This is a genomic window from Streptomyces sp. NPDC031100, assembly GCF_055570785.1.
The window spans coordinates 100,914-116,842 of record NZ_JBVIGN010000005.1 but is presented as its reverse complement, the minus strand read 5'-3'; the positions used below and the strand labels follow the sequence as shown (position 1 = coordinate 116,842).

The 15,929-nt window shown below is 71.9% G+C and carries 15 protein-coding genes; 12 read left to right on the top strand and 3 right to left on the bottom strand.

What is annotated here, in order from left to right; all coding sequences use genetic code 11:
- Positions 1-102 precede the first annotated feature (102 nt).
- Both ACZ5DS_RS16295 and ACZ5DS_RS16290 read left to right on the top strand, forming a co-directional pair.
- A complete protein-coding gene (locus ACZ5DS_RS16295; protein WP_468238485.1) occupies positions 103-1,572 on the top strand; it encodes an amino acid permease in 1,470 nt (489 codons plus the stop codon).
- 10 nt (positions 1,573-1,582) lie between these two features.
- Positions 1,583-2,035: an Lrp/AsnC family transcriptional regulator gene (locus ACZ5DS_RS16290; RefSeq protein ID WP_046726552.1), complete on the top strand. Its 453-nt coding sequence runs from the start codon at positions 1,583-1,585 to the stop codon at positions 2,033-2,035.
- Between the two features lie 4 nt (positions 2,036-2,039).
- Here the strand turns inward: ACZ5DS_RS16290 and ACZ5DS_RS16285 are convergent, their stop codons facing one another.
- Entirely contained in the window at positions 2,040-2,483 is a 444-nt protein-coding gene (locus ACZ5DS_RS16285) for a hypothetical protein (RefSeq protein ID WP_468238481.1), read from the bottom strand.
- A gap of 11 nt (positions 2,484-2,494) precedes the next feature.
- Positions 2,495-3,235, bottom strand: a complete 741-nt coding sequence (locus tag ACZ5DS_RS16280; protein WP_468238478.1) for a GntR family transcriptional regulator — start codon at positions 3,233-3,235, stop codon at positions 2,495-2,497.
- A 215-nt stretch (positions 3,236-3,450) separates the two neighbouring features.
- Here ACZ5DS_RS16280 and ACZ5DS_RS16275 point away from each other — a divergent pair, with 215 nt between their 5' ends.
- The 8 genes from ACZ5DS_RS16275 to ACZ5DS_RS16240 all read left to right on the top strand — a co-directional run bounded on the left by ACZ5DS_RS16275 (position 3,451) and on the right by ACZ5DS_RS16240 (position 12,345).
- A complete protein-coding gene (locus ACZ5DS_RS16275) occupies positions 3,451-4,611 on the top strand; it encodes an ABC transporter substrate-binding protein (protein ID WP_468238475.1) in 1,161 nt (386 codons plus the stop codon).
- Positions 4,608-5,507: an ABC transporter permease gene (locus tag ACZ5DS_RS16270; protein ID WP_468238472.1), complete on the top strand. Its 900-nt coding sequence runs from the start codon at positions 4,608-4,610 to the stop codon at positions 5,505-5,507. Before ACZ5DS_RS16275 ends, ACZ5DS_RS16270 begins: the two co-directional genes overlap by 4 nt.
- Positions 5,492-6,310 (top strand): ABC transporter permease, encoded by an 819-nt coding sequence (locus ACZ5DS_RS16265; RefSeq protein WP_468238469.1) that lies wholly within the window; start codon positions 5,492-5,494, stop codon positions 6,308-6,310. The genes ACZ5DS_RS16270 and ACZ5DS_RS16265 overlap by 16 nt, the downstream gene beginning before the upstream one ends.
- A gap of 17 nt (positions 6,311-6,327) precedes the next feature.
- Positions 6,328-7,386: an ABC transporter ATP-binding protein gene (locus ACZ5DS_RS16260; RefSeq protein ID WP_468238467.1), complete on the top strand. Its 1,059-nt coding sequence runs from the start codon at positions 6,328-6,330 to the stop codon at positions 7,384-7,386.
- 14 nt (positions 7,387-7,400) lie between these two features.
- Positions 7,401-8,867, top strand: a complete 1,467-nt coding sequence (locus tag ACZ5DS_RS16255) for an HAD-IA family hydrolase (protein ID WP_468238465.1) — start codon at positions 7,401-7,403, stop codon at positions 8,865-8,867.
- A gap of 92 nt (positions 8,868-8,959) precedes the next feature.
- On the top strand, positions 8,960-11,527 hold the full coding sequence (locus ACZ5DS_RS16250) for a sensor histidine kinase (RefSeq protein WP_468238462.1): 2,568 nt from the start codon (positions 8,960-8,962) through the stop codon (positions 11,525-11,527).
- Positions 11,517-11,954, top strand: a complete 438-nt coding sequence (locus ACZ5DS_RS16245) for a roadblock/LC7 domain-containing protein (protein WP_468238460.1) — start codon at positions 11,517-11,519, stop codon at positions 11,952-11,954. Before ACZ5DS_RS16250 ends, ACZ5DS_RS16245 begins: the two co-directional genes overlap by 11 nt.
- A gap of 7 nt (positions 11,955-11,961) precedes the next feature.
- Positions 11,962-12,345: a DUF742 domain-containing protein gene (locus ACZ5DS_RS16240; RefSeq protein ID WP_468238458.1), complete on the top strand. Its 384-nt coding sequence runs from the start codon at positions 11,962-11,964 to the stop codon at positions 12,343-12,345.
- 59 nt (positions 12,346-12,404) lie between these two features.
- Here the strand turns inward: ACZ5DS_RS16240 and ACZ5DS_RS16235 are convergent, their stop codons facing one another.
- Positions 12,405-12,956 carry a Repetin gene (locus tag ACZ5DS_RS16235; RefSeq protein ID WP_468238455.1) on the bottom strand — a complete coding sequence of 184 codons (552 nt, stop codon included), beginning with the start codon at positions 12,954-12,956 and terminating at the stop codon, positions 12,405-12,407.
- A 306-nt stretch (positions 12,957-13,262) separates the two neighbouring features.
- On the opposite strand from ACZ5DS_RS16235, the gene ACZ5DS_RS16230 reads away from it, so the two are divergent.
- Entirely contained in the window at positions 13,263-14,051 is a 789-nt protein-coding gene (locus tag ACZ5DS_RS16230) for a carbon-nitrogen hydrolase family protein (RefSeq protein ID WP_468238453.1), read from the top strand.
- Positions 14,052-14,103: 52 nt separating this feature from the next.
- Positions 14,104-15,801 (top strand): flavin monoamine oxidase family protein, encoded by a 1,698-nt coding sequence (locus ACZ5DS_RS16225; protein WP_468238451.1) that lies wholly within the window; start codon positions 14,104-14,106, stop codon positions 15,799-15,801.
- The last annotated feature ends 128 nt before the right edge of the window (positions 15,802-15,929 follow it).

Here is a 15,929-nt window from a genome sequence, read left to right as displayed (position 1 = left end):
TGTACGTGGCGTGGCGGGGACCCCGCTCGGTGGGTTCCTGCCCTGGCGGGCCCCTACCCGGTCCCCACCCGTCCTGACCGGCATCGAACAAGGAGCCCATGCGTGCTCGACCAAGGCGCACCCCCGAAGAACCAGACAACGGCCGCCCCCGCGTCTCCGGGCGTCGCCGCGCGCCTCATGCGTCGCAAGCCCGTGGAACGCCTGGTCGCGGAGGGCGGCCAGGGTGAGGGAGGGTCGCTGAAGCGGTCCCTCGGGCTGTGGCAGCTGACCATGATCAGCATCGGTGCCACCCTCGGCACCGGCATCTTCGTCGTCCTCGGCGACGCCGTCCCGGAGGCCGGTCCCGCGGTCACCCTGGCCTTCGTGATCGCCGGTCTCACGGCTCTCTTCTCGGCCTTGTCGTACGCCGAACTGGCGGGCAGCATCCCGGTCGCCGGCTCCTCGTACTCGTATGCGTACGCAACGCTGGGTGAGCTGGTCGCCTGGGTCTGCGGCTGGTGCCTCGTGCTCGAGTACGGCGTGTCGGTGGCCGCCGTCGCCGTCGGCTGGGGCGAGTACCTGAACGAGCTGCTCGACGGCACCATCGGTGTCACCATCCCCGCCGCCCTGTCCTCGGCGCCGGGCGAGGGACACGGCATCATCAACCTGCCCGCCCTGATCGTCGTCCTGCTGGCGATGGTGTTCCTGCTCGGTGGCGCACGGGAGTCCGCCCGCGCCAACACGATCATGGTCTGCGTGAAGATCGCCGCCCTCGTGCTGTTCTGCGCGATCGGTTTCATGGGCTTCAAGTCCGGCAACTACGCCGACTTCATGCCGCTCGGCATGTCCGGTGTCAGCGCCGCCGGTGCCACGCTGTTCTTCTCGTACATCGGCTTCGACGCCGCCTCCACCGCCGGTGAGGAGGCGAAGAACCCCAAGCGGGACCTGCCGCGGGCGATCATGCTGTCGCTGATCATCGTGACCGCGCTGTACGTGCTCGTCGCGGGCATCGCCGTCGGCGCCTGGAACTGGAAGAAGTTCGACGGCTCGGAGGCCACGCTCGCCGCGATCATGAACGATGTCAGCGGCCAGACCTTCTGGGGCACCCTGCTCGCGCTGGGTGCGGTCATCTCCATCGCGAGCGTGGTGCTCACCGTGCTCTACGGCCAGACCCGCATCCTCTTCGCGATGTCCCGCGACGGCCTGGTGCCGAAGGCGCTCGGCAAGATCCACCCGAAGACCGGCGCTCCCCGCCTCAACACGGTGATCGTGTCCCTCTTCTGCGGTGTGCTCGCCGCCCTCATCCCGCTCGGCAAGCTCGTCGACGCCACCAGCATCGGCACGCTGTTCGCCTTCGGCCTGGTCAACATCGCGGTCGTCGTCCTGCGGTACAAGCGGCCGGAGCTGGAGCGCACGTTCAAGGTGCCGTTCGGCCCGGTCCTGCCGGTGCTGGGCTTCCTGGCCTGCGCGTACAACATGTTCAGCCTCGACACCGTCACCTGGGTCGTCTTCGGGTGCTGGATGGCAGTCGGGCTCGTGTTCTACTTCCTGTACGGCCTTCGCCGTTCCCGACTCGCAACACCTGAGAGCTGATCAACCCAACGTGCTGAACGATCTCGACGAACGCATCGTGCACGCCCTCGCCGAGGACGCCCGCCGCTCCTACGCGGACATCGGGCAACTGGTCGGCCTGTCCGCGCCCGCCGTGAAGCGGCGCGTGGACCGGCTGCGGGCCACCGGAGCCATCACCGGATTCACCGTCCGGGTCGACCCGGCCGCCCTCGGCTGGGAGACCGAGGGGTTCGTCGAGATCTACTGCCGGCGCAACACCTCGCCGGAGACCATCCAGCGGGGCCTGGAGCGGTACCAGGAGGTCGTGGCCGCGTCCACCGTCACCGGCGAGGCGGACGCAGTCGTCCAGGTCTTCGCGTCCGACATGCGTCACTTCGAGCGGGTGCTGGAGCGGATCGCCGGGGAGCCGTTCGTCGAGCGGACCAAGTCGGTGCTGGTGCTTTCGCCGTTGCTGCGGAGGTTCTCGTCGGGGGCGCCGGGCTAGGTCTTCAGCTCGCCCGGCGGCCGATCGTCCGTAGCAGGCGGCGCATGCCCATCGCGTGCCCGCCGGTGCCGATCACCAGCAGCCGGTACAGCCTCCCGGCCCAGCCGGGGAAGGCGGCCCGGGTCTCCGCGCTCACGCGCGTGCGGCCCGGGCCGTCGGCTTCGAGGCGGAAGATCAGCGCGTAGGCCGAGAAGCGGTGGCGGCCGCTGAGGACCAGGTTCCGGCCCGGGGCTGCGGTGGCCACCCGGAAGCCGGGGATCGTGGAGCCGGCGGCCAGCGGGCGCGGGCCGGAGGCCGTGCGGTCGGCGCAGCCCACCAGGCGGGCGTACCGGGCACCGCCGGCGAAGGAACCGTCCAGGACCTCGCCGATCGCTCGCCACACCGCGTCCGGCCCGGCCCCGACGACGGCCGTGTGCGTGTCGACGTGTGGCAGAGAGACCCACTCCACGGACGTCACCTTCAGTCCGCCGTCTTCCGAGCCAGCGCGTTGCTGCCTATCGAATTGTGCACGCTGAAGCTCACCGCGTCCGAGCGGTAGCGGTCGTCCGACCACTCCACCGGGCGGCCTTCCCTGGTCGTCGTCACCCGCCGCACCCGCAGCAGCGGACTCGTGCGGCGGATGCCGAGCAGTTCCGCGTCCTGCGCACCTGCCGCCACCGCGTCGATGACGTGCTCTCCGTAGGCGAAGACCAGGCCCGTGTCGTCGTAGAGCCGCTGGGTCACCGAGGGGCAGTCGGGCTCGATCGCCTCGACCGCCGGTGAGATCCAGTCCGCGTACACCGTCCGCTCCAGCAGCACCGGCTCGCCGTCCAGGCCGCGGACGCGCAGCACGTGCAACACCTGCGTACCGGCGGACAGTTGAAGTCGTACCGCGTCCTCCTGGGTGGCCGGGCGGTACTCCTGCGCCACCACGTGCCCGGTGGCCTCGCGGCCCATGGCCCGCGCCCACTGGGCGAAGCTGCGCAGTTCCTCGAAGGTCTGGCTGCGGCGGCTGGCGAGCACCACGCGCCGGGCGCCCTGCCGGGAGCCGATCAGACCTTCGGAGGTGAGGGTCGCGACGGCCTGGCGGACCGTGCCGCGCGAGACGCCGTAGTGCGTCGCGAGTTCCGACTCCGAGGGCAGCCGGCTGCCGACCGTGTACTCCTCGCGGTCGATCGCGCGCCGCAGCTCGTCGGCGATCTCCTCGTGTCGCGCCGTCATGCTTCCCCTCTGCGTAGGCCGCTGTGCACAGCGTGACCAGCCTAATCGAGTCCTGAGCGTGATCTGAAACGGTCTGGACTGTGCAGCCAACAACGGTTCAAAGTTTCGCCACGGTTTACGGACAGGACACCTGCGACGGGCGTACTGTGACGCAACTTGTTCAGACAAGTTCTCCGCACATCTCACCCTGCACCGTGCGCACCCCTGGAGAGACCGTGACCGTGTCCCTGCCGAGAAACGCCGTCCTCGGCGGCTCCCTCGCCGTCGTCGCCGCACTCGCGCTGAGCGCCTGTGGCGCCGCCCCCGACAACGCGTCCACCAAGACCAAGGACGGCAAGAACGCCGCCACCGCCACCTCCGCGGCCGACTTCGGCGGTCTCGACGCCCTCGTCAAGGCGGCCAAGAAGGAGGGCACGCTGCACATCATCGCGGTGCCCCGCGACTGGGCGAACTACGGCGCCATCATCGACGGCTTCCAGAAGAAGTACGGCGTAAAGATCGAGGACGAGAGCCCCGACGGCTCCAGCCAGGACGAGATCAACGCCGTGACCTCGCGGAAGGGCCAGGACCGCGCCCCGGACGTCCTCGACCTCGGCTCCTCCTTCGCGCTCAGCGCCGCCCAGCAGGGCCTGCTCGCGCCCTACAAGGTGGCCTCCTACGACGACATCCCCCAGGGCCAGAAGGACCCGCAGGCCCGCTGGTTCAACGACTACGGCGGCTACATCTCCATCGGCTGCGACGCCAAGCGCGTGAAGACCTGCCCGACCACCTTCAAGGACCTCCTCAAGCCGGAGTACAAGGGCCAGGTCGCGCTCAACGGCAACCCGACCAAGTCCGGCTCGGCCTTCGGCGGCGTGTACGCGGCGGCCCTCGCGGGCGGCGGTTCCTTCGACGACATCCAGCCCGGCCTCGACTTCTTCTCCAAGCTGAAGAAGAACGGCAACTACACGCCCGTCGAGTCCACCCCGGCCACCGTCGAGAAGGGCGAGACGCCCATCAGCATCGACTGGGACTACCTGAACGCCGGATACGCCGAGGAGTTCAAGTCCAAGGGCGTCGACTGGAAGGTCTCGATCCCGACCGACGGCCAGTACGCCCAGTACTACTCCCAGGCCATCAACAAGGACGCCCCGCACCCGGCGGCCGCCCGCCTGTGGCAGGAGTACCTCTACAGCACCGAGGGCCAGAACCTGTGGCTCAAGGGCTACGCCCGCCCGGCGCTGATGACCTCGATGGACAAGGCCGGCACCCTCGACAAGACGGCCGCCGCCAAGCTGCCGAAGGTCACCGGCACGCCGTCCTTCCCGACCGAGGCCCAGCAGAGCAAGGCCAAGACGGTCATCGCCCAGGGCTGGGGCAAGGCCGTCTCCGGATGACCACCGCCCTCACTCGTGCGGACGTGGCGCCCGTCGCTTCGGCGAAGCGGCGGCGCCGCGCCCCCGGCTGGCTTGCCGTGGTCCCGCTGCTGGTGTTCACCGCCATCGCCTTCGGCCTGCCCGCCCTCGCCATCCTGAACGGCGCCTTCACGGTCAAGGACCAGACGACCGGCGCCGCCTCCTACACGACCGAGAACCTCTCGACCTCGCTGCAGGGCCCGTACCTCACCGCGCTGGTCGGCAGCGTGAAGCTGTCGGCGATCTCCGCCGCGCTCGGCGCCCTGCTCGGGCTGCCGCTCGCGCAGGCCGTGGTCAGCTCCCGCTCCCGCGCGCTACGCGAGGCCGTGCTGACCGCCTCCGGCGTGCTCGCCAACTTCGGCGGTGTCCCGCTGGCCTTCGCCTTCGTCGCCACCCTCGGCAACGCGGGCGTGCTGACCCTGCACCTAGGCCTGAAGGACAGCGGCTGGGACCTCTACAGCTTCTGGGGCCTGGTCCTCGTCTACCTGTACTTCCTGATCCCGCTGATGGTCCTCACCATCACCCCGGCCCTGGACGGCCTGCGCGTCCAGTGGCGGGAGGCCGCGCTGAACAACGGCGCCACCGGTGTGCAGTACTGGCGCCACGTGGCCCTGCCCGTCCTCGCGCCCTCCCTGCTCGGCGGTTTCGTGCTGCTCTTCGGCAGCGCCTTCGCCGCCTACGCCACCGCCGCCGCGATGGTGGGCAGCGCGGTCCCGCTCGTCACGCTGCAGATCGCCGACGCCCTCTCCGGCAACGTGCTGGTCGGCCAGGAGAACGTCGCCCTCGCCCTCAGCCTCGACATGGTGCTGGTGGCGGGCCTGGTGATGGCCGTGTACCTGCCCCTGCAACGACGGAGCGCCCGATGGCTCGACGCCTGACCCCCTGGCGCTGGGCCGTCCTCGGCCTGGCCGCCCTGTACTTCCTGGTGCCGCTCGCCGCCTCCGTGATCTTCACGGTCGACGTGCCCGGCCAGGGCGTCACCTTCGACGCCTACACCAAGATCCTGTCCACCGCCGGCTTCACCTCCAGCCTGCTGCTCTCACTGGAGCTGGCCGTGGCCACCATCGCGGTGGTCCTGCTGCTGATGGTGCCCGCCGTGGTCGCGCTGCGGCTCGGCGCGCCCAAGCTGCGGCCGGTGGTCGAGGTGGTCTGCTCCCTGCCGCTGGTGGTGCCGCCGATCGCGTTCGTCGCCGGCATCGTGACCGTGCTGAAGTGGGGCCCGGAGCACCTGTCCCGGACGCCGCTGTTCCAGACGTTCGTGGTGATCCAGGACGAGAACTTTCCGATCGTCCTGGTCCTGGCGTACGTCGTGATGGCGCTGCCGTTCGTCTACCGGGCCCTGGACGCGGGCCTGCGCGCGATGGACGTGCGCACCCTCGTCGAGGCCGCCCGCAGCTGCGGCGCCTCCTGGCCGCAGGCCCTCGTCCAGGCCGTGCTGCCGAACCTGCGCGGTGCGCTGCTGAACGCGACCTTCCTCACGCTGGCGCTGGTGCTCGGCGAGTTCACCGTCTCCCACCTGCTCGGCTACGAGCCCTTCGCCGTGTGGATCTACAACGTCGGCGGCTCGCAGGCCCAGATGTCCGTCGCCGTGTCCGTGCTCAGCCTGCTCGTCACCTGGGCCCTGCTGCTCGCGCTCGCCGGTGCCGGCGGACGCACCCGAACCGCTTCCTCCCGGGGATGACACACATGACCGCCACCATGATCAAGACTTCTGAGAAGGCCGCGACCGTCGAATTCCGCGGACTTCGGCGAGAGTTCGGGGCCACCGTCGCCCTCGACGGACTCGACCTGACCGTCCGGCCGGGGGAGTTCCTTGCCCTGCTGGGCCCGTCCGGCTGCGGCAAGACCACCGCACTGCGCATGCTCGCCGGGTTCGAACACCCCGACTCCGGTGCCGTGCTGGTGGACGGCGAGGACGTCACCCACGTCCCGGCCCACCGCCGCGACGCCGGGATGGTCTTCCAGTCGTACAGCCTCTTCCCGCACCTGAACGCCGTCGACAACGTCGCCTTCGGGCTGCGCATGCGCAAGGTCCGTACGGCCGAACGGCGTTCAAGGGCGGCCGAGTTGCTGGACCTGGTCGGACTCGGCGACAAGGGGGAGCGGTACCCGCACCAGCTCTCCGGCGGCCAGCAGCAGCGCATCGCGCTCGCCCGCGCCCTCGCCCTGCGCCCGCGCGTCCTGCTCCTCGACGAGCCGCTGTCCGCGCTGGACGCCAAGGTCCGCCTGACCCTGCGCGAGGAGATCCGCAGGCTCCAGCAGGAGCTCGGCATCACCACCCTCTTCGTCACCCACGACCAGGAGGAAGCCCTCTCGGTCGCCGACCGGGTCGCCGTCATGCGCGCCGGACGGCTCGAACAGTGCGCCGAACCCGCCGAGTTGTACGGCCGTCCCGCCACTGCCTTCGTCGCCGAGTTCGTCGGCACGATGAGCCGGATCCCGGGTGAGCTGAAGGACGGCACCGTCGAGGTGCTCGGGCAGCGGCTGCCGGCCGACGGCGAGGTGCCGGACGGCGCCGTGGACGTGCTGGTGCGGCCGGAGTCCGTCCAGGTGCGGGCCGACGAGCAGGGCGGCGCCCGGGTCGTCGCCACCGCCTTCCTGGGCGCCGTCGTCCGGGTCACCGTCCGCCTCGCCGACGGCACGGAGGCCAAGGCCGACCTGCCCGCCCACGAGGCCACCGGACTCGGCGCCGGATCCGCCGTCGACGTGTCGCTGCCCGAGCGACCGGTGCTGGTGGCCGAACACATCCAGAAGTGAGGAACGACGACAACGTGACCCCCCACAACCCCGTACTCCCGCTCCATGCCGTCCTGTTCGACATGGACGGCACGCTCGTCGACACCGAGCGCCTGTGGTGGGAGGCGGTCGAACAGGTCGCCGGACGGCCGCTGAGCGAAGCCGACCAGCCCGAGGTGCTCGGCCGGCCCGTCGAGCACACCGCCGGCTGGCTCTCCGCCGCCACCGGCCGGACCGAGGCCGACCTCGCGGCCGAGCTGCACCGCGAGTTCGCCGCGCGGGTCCGCACCGGCATCGTGCCCCGCCCCGGCGCCCTGGACCTGCTGGACGCGCTGGACCGGGCCGGTGTCCCCACCGCCCTGGTCACCGCGTCCCCGCGCGCGGTCGCCGACGTGGTGCTCGACGCCCTCGGCGCCGGACGGTTCGCCGTCTCCGTCACCGCCGACGACACCGACCGCACCAAGCCGGCCCCCGACCCCTACCTCGCCGCCTGCCGGGCGCTGGGCGTCGAACCGGCCGCCTGTGTGGCCGTTGAGGACACCGAGACCGGCGTGGCCTCCGCCGAGGCCGCCGGGTGCGCCGTACTCGCCGTGCCGTCCCTCGCGCCGATCGGCACGGCACCCGGGCGGACCGTGCGCGACAGCCTCGTCGGTGTCACACCTCAGGAGCTGTGCCGGATGGTCGCACCCGAACTCCGCGTCATGAGCTGGAACCTGTGGCTCGGCGGCAGCAAGGTCGACGACCACCGCGCCAAGCAGGTCAAGGCCGTCCTGGAGAGCGGTGCCGACGTCGTCGGGCTCCAGGAGACCGCCGGTACGGCCGCCCAGGAGCTGGCGGAGGCGCTCGGCTGGCACCACCACCGGGCCGGCGAGAACCTCGGCGTCATCAGCCGGCACCCCATCACCGCCCGCTTCGCAGACCCCGACGTCGGCTTCTACGGCGCCGCCGGCGTCCGGATCCGGGTCGCGCCCGGCCGCGAGGTCGACGTCTGGACGGCCCACCTGCACTACACGCCGTACGGGCCCTACGAGTCCGCCTTCGACCGGCTGGGGGCGGCCGAGCTGATCGCCCACGAGGACGTGCGGCTCGGACAGATGCGGGACGCGCTGCGCCGGATCGCCGAGTCGGCCGCCGACGGCGTACCGGTCGTCCTCGTCGGCGACTTCAACTGCCCCTCCCACCTGGACTGGCCGGACGTGGCGTGGCCGGTGACGCGCGCGGCGGCGGACGCGGGCTTCGCCGACTCCTACCGTGAGGCCCACCCCGACCCGGCGGCCGAGCCCGGGCACACCTGGTCGCCGATCCACCCGGTCCACGAAGACGGCAGCGGACGGCCCGAACCGCAGGACCGGATCGACTACGTCCTGCATCGGGGACTGACCGTGCGGGACGCGCGGACGCTCGTCGTCGGCAGTCCGAGCCCGTGGCCCCATGTCGCGGGCAACGACTGGCCCTCGGACCATGCAGCGGTGGTGACCACCTTCGCGCTGCCCGGGAACTGACTCCGGGTTACCGCAGGTCACCATTGCGGACCAGGTGACGATCCCGTAGGTTGTGCCCGCTCTTACTGACAGGTAACACGGGCAGGTACCCCATGCGTTGGCCCGTCGGCCGTCCCACCACCGTCCGCGCGCGGATCGTGGCGCTCGCCCTCGCCCCGGCCGTCGCGCTGATGGCCCTGTGGAGCTTCGCCATGGTGTCGGTCACCGCCGAACTGCGGGCGCTGATCCGCCTCCAGGGGGTGTACGAGGACTTCGGCACCCCCGTGGACACCGCGATCGGGCAGATCCAGATCGAGCGCCGGATGTCCGCCGCCTATCTGGGCGCCCGCCTCGACACGGCCACGGCGAGCGAGCTGCTCGGGCAGCAGCGCCGTACCGACAAGGCCGTCGACGCCATGCGGCAGGCGGTCCAGGGCGGGGACCGCGGCCGGCTCACGGACCGGCAGCGGCAGGCCCTGGACACCGTGGTCGCCGCCACCGGGAAGCTGGACGGGCTGCGCGAGCGCGTGCTGTCCAGGGACATCACCTGGGACCGGGCGGTCGACGCGTACAGCACGCTGGTCGAGCCCGGCTTCGACGTGCAGTCCACGCTGACCGCGCTCCAGGCCGGACAGCTCGCGCGGGAGGCGCAGGTCGTCATCGAGCTGGTGCGGGTACGGGAGTTCGTGTCCCGGGAGGACGCCCTGGTCGCCGGGGCGCGGGCGGCCGGGACCCTGACCGACCGGCAGTACGACACCCTGACCGCGACCATCGAGGACCGGCGCGTCTTCGAGCGGACGTACGTACCGGACCTGCCCGCCGACTCGCGCGGCCTGTTCGAGGAGTTCCGGCGCGGCGACCTGCACCGCTCGCTGGTGCGGGGCGAGGACGCCCTGCTGCGGGCCGGTGCCGGGCGGGCCGGGGAGGCCGTCGCCGCGGACACCTGGCGGTCGACCTCCGACCGGGCCGTCAAGCGCTACATGCAGCTGTGCACCCGCTCCGCCGAGAACTCCGCCGCGCGCGGGCGGGCCTTCGCCTACCGCGAGCTGACCAAGTCCGCCGTCGTCGGTGCGGTCGGACTGGCCGCCGTAGCGCTGTCGCTGTGGTTCGCGGTGCGCGGTGCGCGGCGCATCTCGCGGCGCCTGGAGACGCTGCGGGACGCGGCCGACGTGCTCAGCGCCCGGCAACTTCCGGACGTGATGCGGAGGTTGAGTGCCGGTGAGGACGTGGACGCGCTCGCCGAGGCGCCGCCGCTCGCCGCCGACGAGGTCAGGGACGACGAGATCGGCCAGGTCGGCCGGTCCTTCAACACCGCGCGGCTCGCCGCCGTGGAGGCTGCCGTCAAGCAGGCCACCCTGCGCCGGGGCCTGTTCGCGGTGCTGCTCAACATCGCGCGCCGCAACCAGGCGCTGGTGCACCGGCAGCTGAAGCTCGTCGACACGCTGGAGCGGCGCACCGACGACCCGGACGTCCTGCGCGAGCTGTTCCGCATCGACCATCTGACGACCCGGATGCGCCGGCACGCGGAGAGCCTGATCATCCTCTCCGGCGCGGCGCCCGGACGCCGCTGGCGCAGGCCCGTCCCGATCGCGGACGTCGTCGCCTCCGCGGTGGGCGAGATCGAGGACTACGCGCGCGTGGTGGTGCCGCCGATGCCCGAGGTCGGCATCGCGGCGGACGCGGTCGCCGACATCGTGCACCTCTTCGCCGAACTCCTGGAGAACGCCACGGTGTTCTCGCCGCCGCACACCCAGGTCACGCTGCGCACCGGGCGGGTCGGCAGCGGCTTCGTGCTGGAGATCGACGACCGCGGGCTCGGCCTCGACGCCGAGCAGCGCGCCGAGGCCCACCGCACCCTCACCGACACCGACGCCTTCGACCCCACCCGCCACGACCGGCTCGGCCTGTACGTCGTGGGCCGCCTCGCCGCGCGCCACGGCGTCGAGGTGAACCTGCGGGATTCCCCGTACGGGGGTACGACCGCGGTGGTGCTGCTTCCGGAGGGGGTGCTGGCGGAGGTGGAGCCGGCCGGTGCGCCGTCCGCCCCTGCCGACGTGCGGGACCGGGTGGCCGAGCTGCCGAGGCCGGACGAGCGGAGGGCGCCGGTGCTGGAGCTGCCCACCCGGAAGCGGACCGCGTCCCTGTCCGACACCGCGCCTGCGCCCGCGCAGCACACCGCCGAGCGGCACGACAGTCCCGAGCGGCACGACAGCCCGGCGCCGGACACTTCCGCTGCCCCGCCGGACACCGCACTTGCTTTCTTGCCGGGCGCCACCTCCGCGCAGGACCCCGCCCCTGCTCTGCCGGACACCGGACTCGCGCCCTCGCAGCAGCACGCCGCCGAGCGGCACGACAGCCCTGGGCGGTACGACAGCCCTGGGCGGTACGACACTCCGGCGTCGGGCGGCACCCCCGCGCCGGATGCCGCCCCTTCGCCGGACCCCGCCCCCGCCCTGCCCACCCGCACCCGGCAGGCCTCCCTCGTCCGGGAGCTGCGCGACGAGCCGCCGCCCCGGGACGCGGCACCCGAGCGCGAGGTCGACGCCGAGGAGATGCGCGCGATCTTCGGCGCCTTCCAGCGGGGCCTGGACCGCGGCCGCAAGGGCCTGCCCACCGACACCGAGGCCCCTACCCCGACAGTCAACGCCGACGAAGGGACGGACACCGACGATGCACGGTGACGACCAGACCCCCGAGCACCCGGCCCCGCCCGCCGGAGCGCCCGGCACCGATCTCGGCTGGCTGCTCGACGACCTCGTGGCCCGTACCGACCACGTCCGCCAGGCCGTGCTGCTCACCGCCGACGGTCTGCCGCTGAGCTCCTCGGAGGGCATGCGCCGCCGGGACATCGAGCACCTGGCCGCCGTCTGCTCGGGCTTCCACGGCCTCGCCCGCTCGGCGGGGGAGCGGTTCGAGGCGGGAGAGGTGCGGCAGACCATGGTCATGCTGGAGGACGCCTACCTCTTCATCACCCCGGCCGGCCACGGCAGCCGCCTCGCCGTGCTGAGCGAGGCACGGACCGACGTCGGACAGCTCGCCCACGAGATGGCCCTGCTCGTCCGCCGCCTCGGCCGCCACCTGGACGCCGCCACCCGCTCGGCCCCCTGATGCCGCGGTGAGCGACGAGCACTGGTACGAGGACGAGACCGGGTCGATGGTGCGCCCCTACACCGTGACCCGGGGCCGCACCCGGCCCTCGAAACGGCACGCCATCGACCTGATGTCCCAGGTCACCGCGGTGGAACCGGACGCCGGGGCACAGCCGGAGCTGGACCATGCCCGCGCGTCCCTGCTCGACCTGATCCGCCGCGGCCCCCGTCCCGTGGCCGAGCTGGCCGCGGACGCCGACCTGCCGCTCACCGTCGTCCGCGTCCTGCTCGGCGACCTGGCCGAGGCGGGGCTGGTCCGCATCGATGCGCCCCGCGTCCTCCCGGTCACCGGCCCGGCTGCCGATCCGGGTCTGCTGCGGGAGATCGTGGAGCGCCTGAAGGAGCTGTAGTCGAGCCGCAGCTCGCCCGCGACCACCAGTTCATCGAGGGGCGACCCCGGCGCTCCCGCTCAGAGCGCCGGGTTCCACGGGACGACCTTGAAGTCACCGGTGCCCTGCTTCACCTTCTCGAACGGCGCCGACGACACGCACGGCGGCAGGTCCTTGGTGTCCGTGGGGCTGCCGGCCCCGGCCCAGCTGTAGCCCAGCCGGTCGTGCCGGCCGAGGTCGTGGACCGTGACGCCGACCCGCTTGCCCTTGGCCCCCGGCAGGTCCGAGGCCGTGATCACGCCGGACACGACGGCGACCTTCCCTCCGGTGACCAGGCAGTCCACCTTCGCCTTGGCCCAGGCGCCGTTGCCGTGCAGGTAATGGCTGAACTCGAAGGTGCCGGTGGCCCTCCCCGGATCCTTGGTGTCCTTCGCCGCCAGATGCGCGTCGAAGGAGAAGGTGATGTCGTCCCCGGCCGACCGGTACAGCTTGGCCGTGCCGGTGAGCGCGGCGGCCTCGCGCTCGGGACGCTGCGCCCCGGGCGCCGAGGCCAGCGCCGCGCCCGCCGTCCCGGCGGTGATCAGCAGGGCGGTGGCAAAGGTGACGGCGACGATCTTCGTACGACGCTGCATGACGGTCCTTTCCGCAGGTCAAGCGCGTGAACTGAACGCTCACCACTCTCCCGGCGCAGGGGCGCAGGCACATCGCCCCGCAGGCGGCACCCCGCCTCCCCCGTCCGGCGGGGAAACCCCGCCGTGACCTGCGTCTCAGGGCGGACGGGACCTCCGCCGCCGGGCGCGCAACGAATCGCCGCCCGACCCCCTTTCCACGCAACGAACCGCGCACCGGCGCGCAACGGCTCCTGCTTGTCCGGCCGAGCGCGCCGACCGTACCTTCTTTGTGGCCCCCAAAACCCCCCTTTCCGGTGAGGAACCTGCATGCGCACCGCACTGCTCCAGAGCTCCGGCCGCCCCGGCTCGATCGCCGAGAACCTCAAGGTCCTCGACGAGGCCGCGGGCCGGGCCGCCGCCGCGGGCGCCGTGCTGCTGGTCGCGCCGGAGATGTTCCTCACCGGCTACGCGATCGGCGACGCCGTCGGCCGCCTCGCCGAGCCCGCCGACGGCGACTCCGCCGACGCGATCGCCGAGATCGCCACCCGGCACGGCCTGGCCATCGCCTACGGCTACCCGGAGCGCGACGGCGAGACCGTCCACAACTCCGCCCAGCTGATCTCCGCCGACGGCACCCGGCTCGCGAACTACCGCAAGACCCACCTCTTCGGCGGCTTCGAGCGCGACCACTTCACGCCGGGCGAGCAGCCGGTCGTCCAGGCCGAGCTGAACGGCCTCACCGTCGGCCTGATGATCTGCTACGACGTCGAGTTCCCGGAGAACGTCCGCGCCCACGCGCTGGCCGGCACCGACCTCCTCGTCGTGCCGACCGCGAACATGCACCCGTTCGAGATCGTCGCCGAGTCCATGCTCCCGGTGCGCGCGTTCGAGAACCAGATGTACGTCGCGTACGCCAATCGCGTCGGCCAGGAGGGAGAGTTCGAGTTCTTCGGACTGTCCACCCTCGCCGGCCCCGACGGCGTCGCCCGCACCCGCGCCGGCCGCGGCGAGGAGCTGGTGTTCGCCGATGTCGACCCCGCCTTCCTGGCCGCCTCCCGCGAGGCCAACCCGTACCTGAAGGACCGCCGCCCCGGCCTGTACGGGTCCCTGGTCTGACCCCCCGAGCCCTCCCTCCCCGTTCCACCCCCGCGCAAGGAGTCCGTACCCCATGACGTCCACGGTGCCCAACGCCGTCGAGCACGCCGACGAGCAGCAGCCGCCGATCACCATGTTCGGCCCGGACTTCCCCTACGCCTACGACGACTTCCTCGCCCACCCGGCGGGCCTCGGCCAGATACCCGCGACCGAGCACGGCACCGAGGTCGCCGTCATCGGCGGCGGTCTGTCCGGCATCGTGGCCGCCTACGAGCTGATGAAGATGGGCCTCAAGCCCGTCGTCTACGAGGCCGACCAGATCGGCGGCCGGCTGCGCACCGTCGGCTTCGAGGGCTGCGACGAGTCGCTGACCGCCGAGATGGGCGCGATGCGCTTCCCGCCGTCCTCCACCGCCCTCCAGCACTACATCGACATGGTGGGCCTGGAGACCAGGCCGTTCCCGAACCCCCTCGCCGAGGCCACCCCGTCCACCGTCGTGGACCTCAAGGGCGAGTCGCACTACGCCGAGACGATCGCCGACCTGCCCCAGGTGTACCGGGACGTCGCCGAGGCGTGGAACAAGTGCCTGGACGAGGGCGCCGACTTCTCCGACATGAACCAGGCCATGCGTGAGCGGGACGTGCCGCGCATCCGCGAGATCTGGGCGAAGCTGGTCGAGAAGCTCGACAACCAGACCTTCTACGGCTTCCTCTGCGACTCCGAGGCCTTCAAGTCCTTCCGGCACCGCGAGATCTTCGGCCAGGTCGGCTTCGGCACCGGCGGCTGGGACACCGACTTCCCGAACTCCATCCTGGAGATCCTGCGGGTCGTCTACACCGAGGCGGACGACCACCACCGCGGCATCGTGGGTGGCTCCCAGCAGCTGCCGCTGCGCCTGTGGGAGCGCGAGCCGGAGAAGATCGTCCACTGGCCGTACGGCACCTCGCTGAAGTCCCTGCACGTGGACGGCGAGCCGCGGCCGGCCGTGACCCGGCTGCACCGCACCGCGGGCAACCAGATCACCGTGACCGACGCCAACGGCGACATCCGCACCTACAAGGCGGCCATCTTCACCGCCCAGTCCTGGATGCTGCTGTCCAAGATCGCCTGCGACGACTCGCTCTTCCCGATCGACCACTGGACCGCGATCGAGCGCACCCACTACATGGAGTCCTCGAAGCTGTTCGTGCCGGTCGACCGCCCCTTCTGGCTGGACAAGGACGAGGAGACCGGCCGGGACGTCATGTCGATGACGCTCACCGACCGCATGACCCGCGGCACCTACCTGCTGGACGACGGCCCGGACAAGCCCGCCGTGATCTGCCTGTCCTACACCTGGTGCGACGACAGCCTGAAGTGGCTGCCGCTGTCCGCGAACGAGCGGATGGAGGTCATGCTGAAGTCGCTCGGCGAGATCTACCCGAAGGTCGACATCCGGAAGCACATCATCGGCAACCCGGTGACCGTCTCCTGGGAGAACGAGCCCTACTTCATGGGCGCCTTCAAGGCCAACCTGCCCGGCCACTACCGCTACCAGCGGCGCCTGTTCACGCACTTCATGCAGGACCGGCTGCCCGAGGACAAGCGGGGCATCTTCCTCGCCGGCGACGACATCTCCTGGACGGCCGGCTGGGCCGAGGGCGCGATCCAGACCGCGCTGAACGCGGTCTGGGGCGTCATGCACCACTTCGGCGGCGAGACCGACGCGGCCAACCCGGGCCCGGGTGACGTCTACGACGAGATCGCCCCGGTGGAACTGCCCGAGGACTGACCGGGATCACCCCTGTGCCAAGGCGGGGGGGGGGGGGGGGGGGGGCCCCCCCCCCCCCCCCCCCCCCCCCCCCCCCCCCCCCGCCCTCCCCGCCCCCTCACGGGGGCGGTATCCGGCCTTGCAGGAGC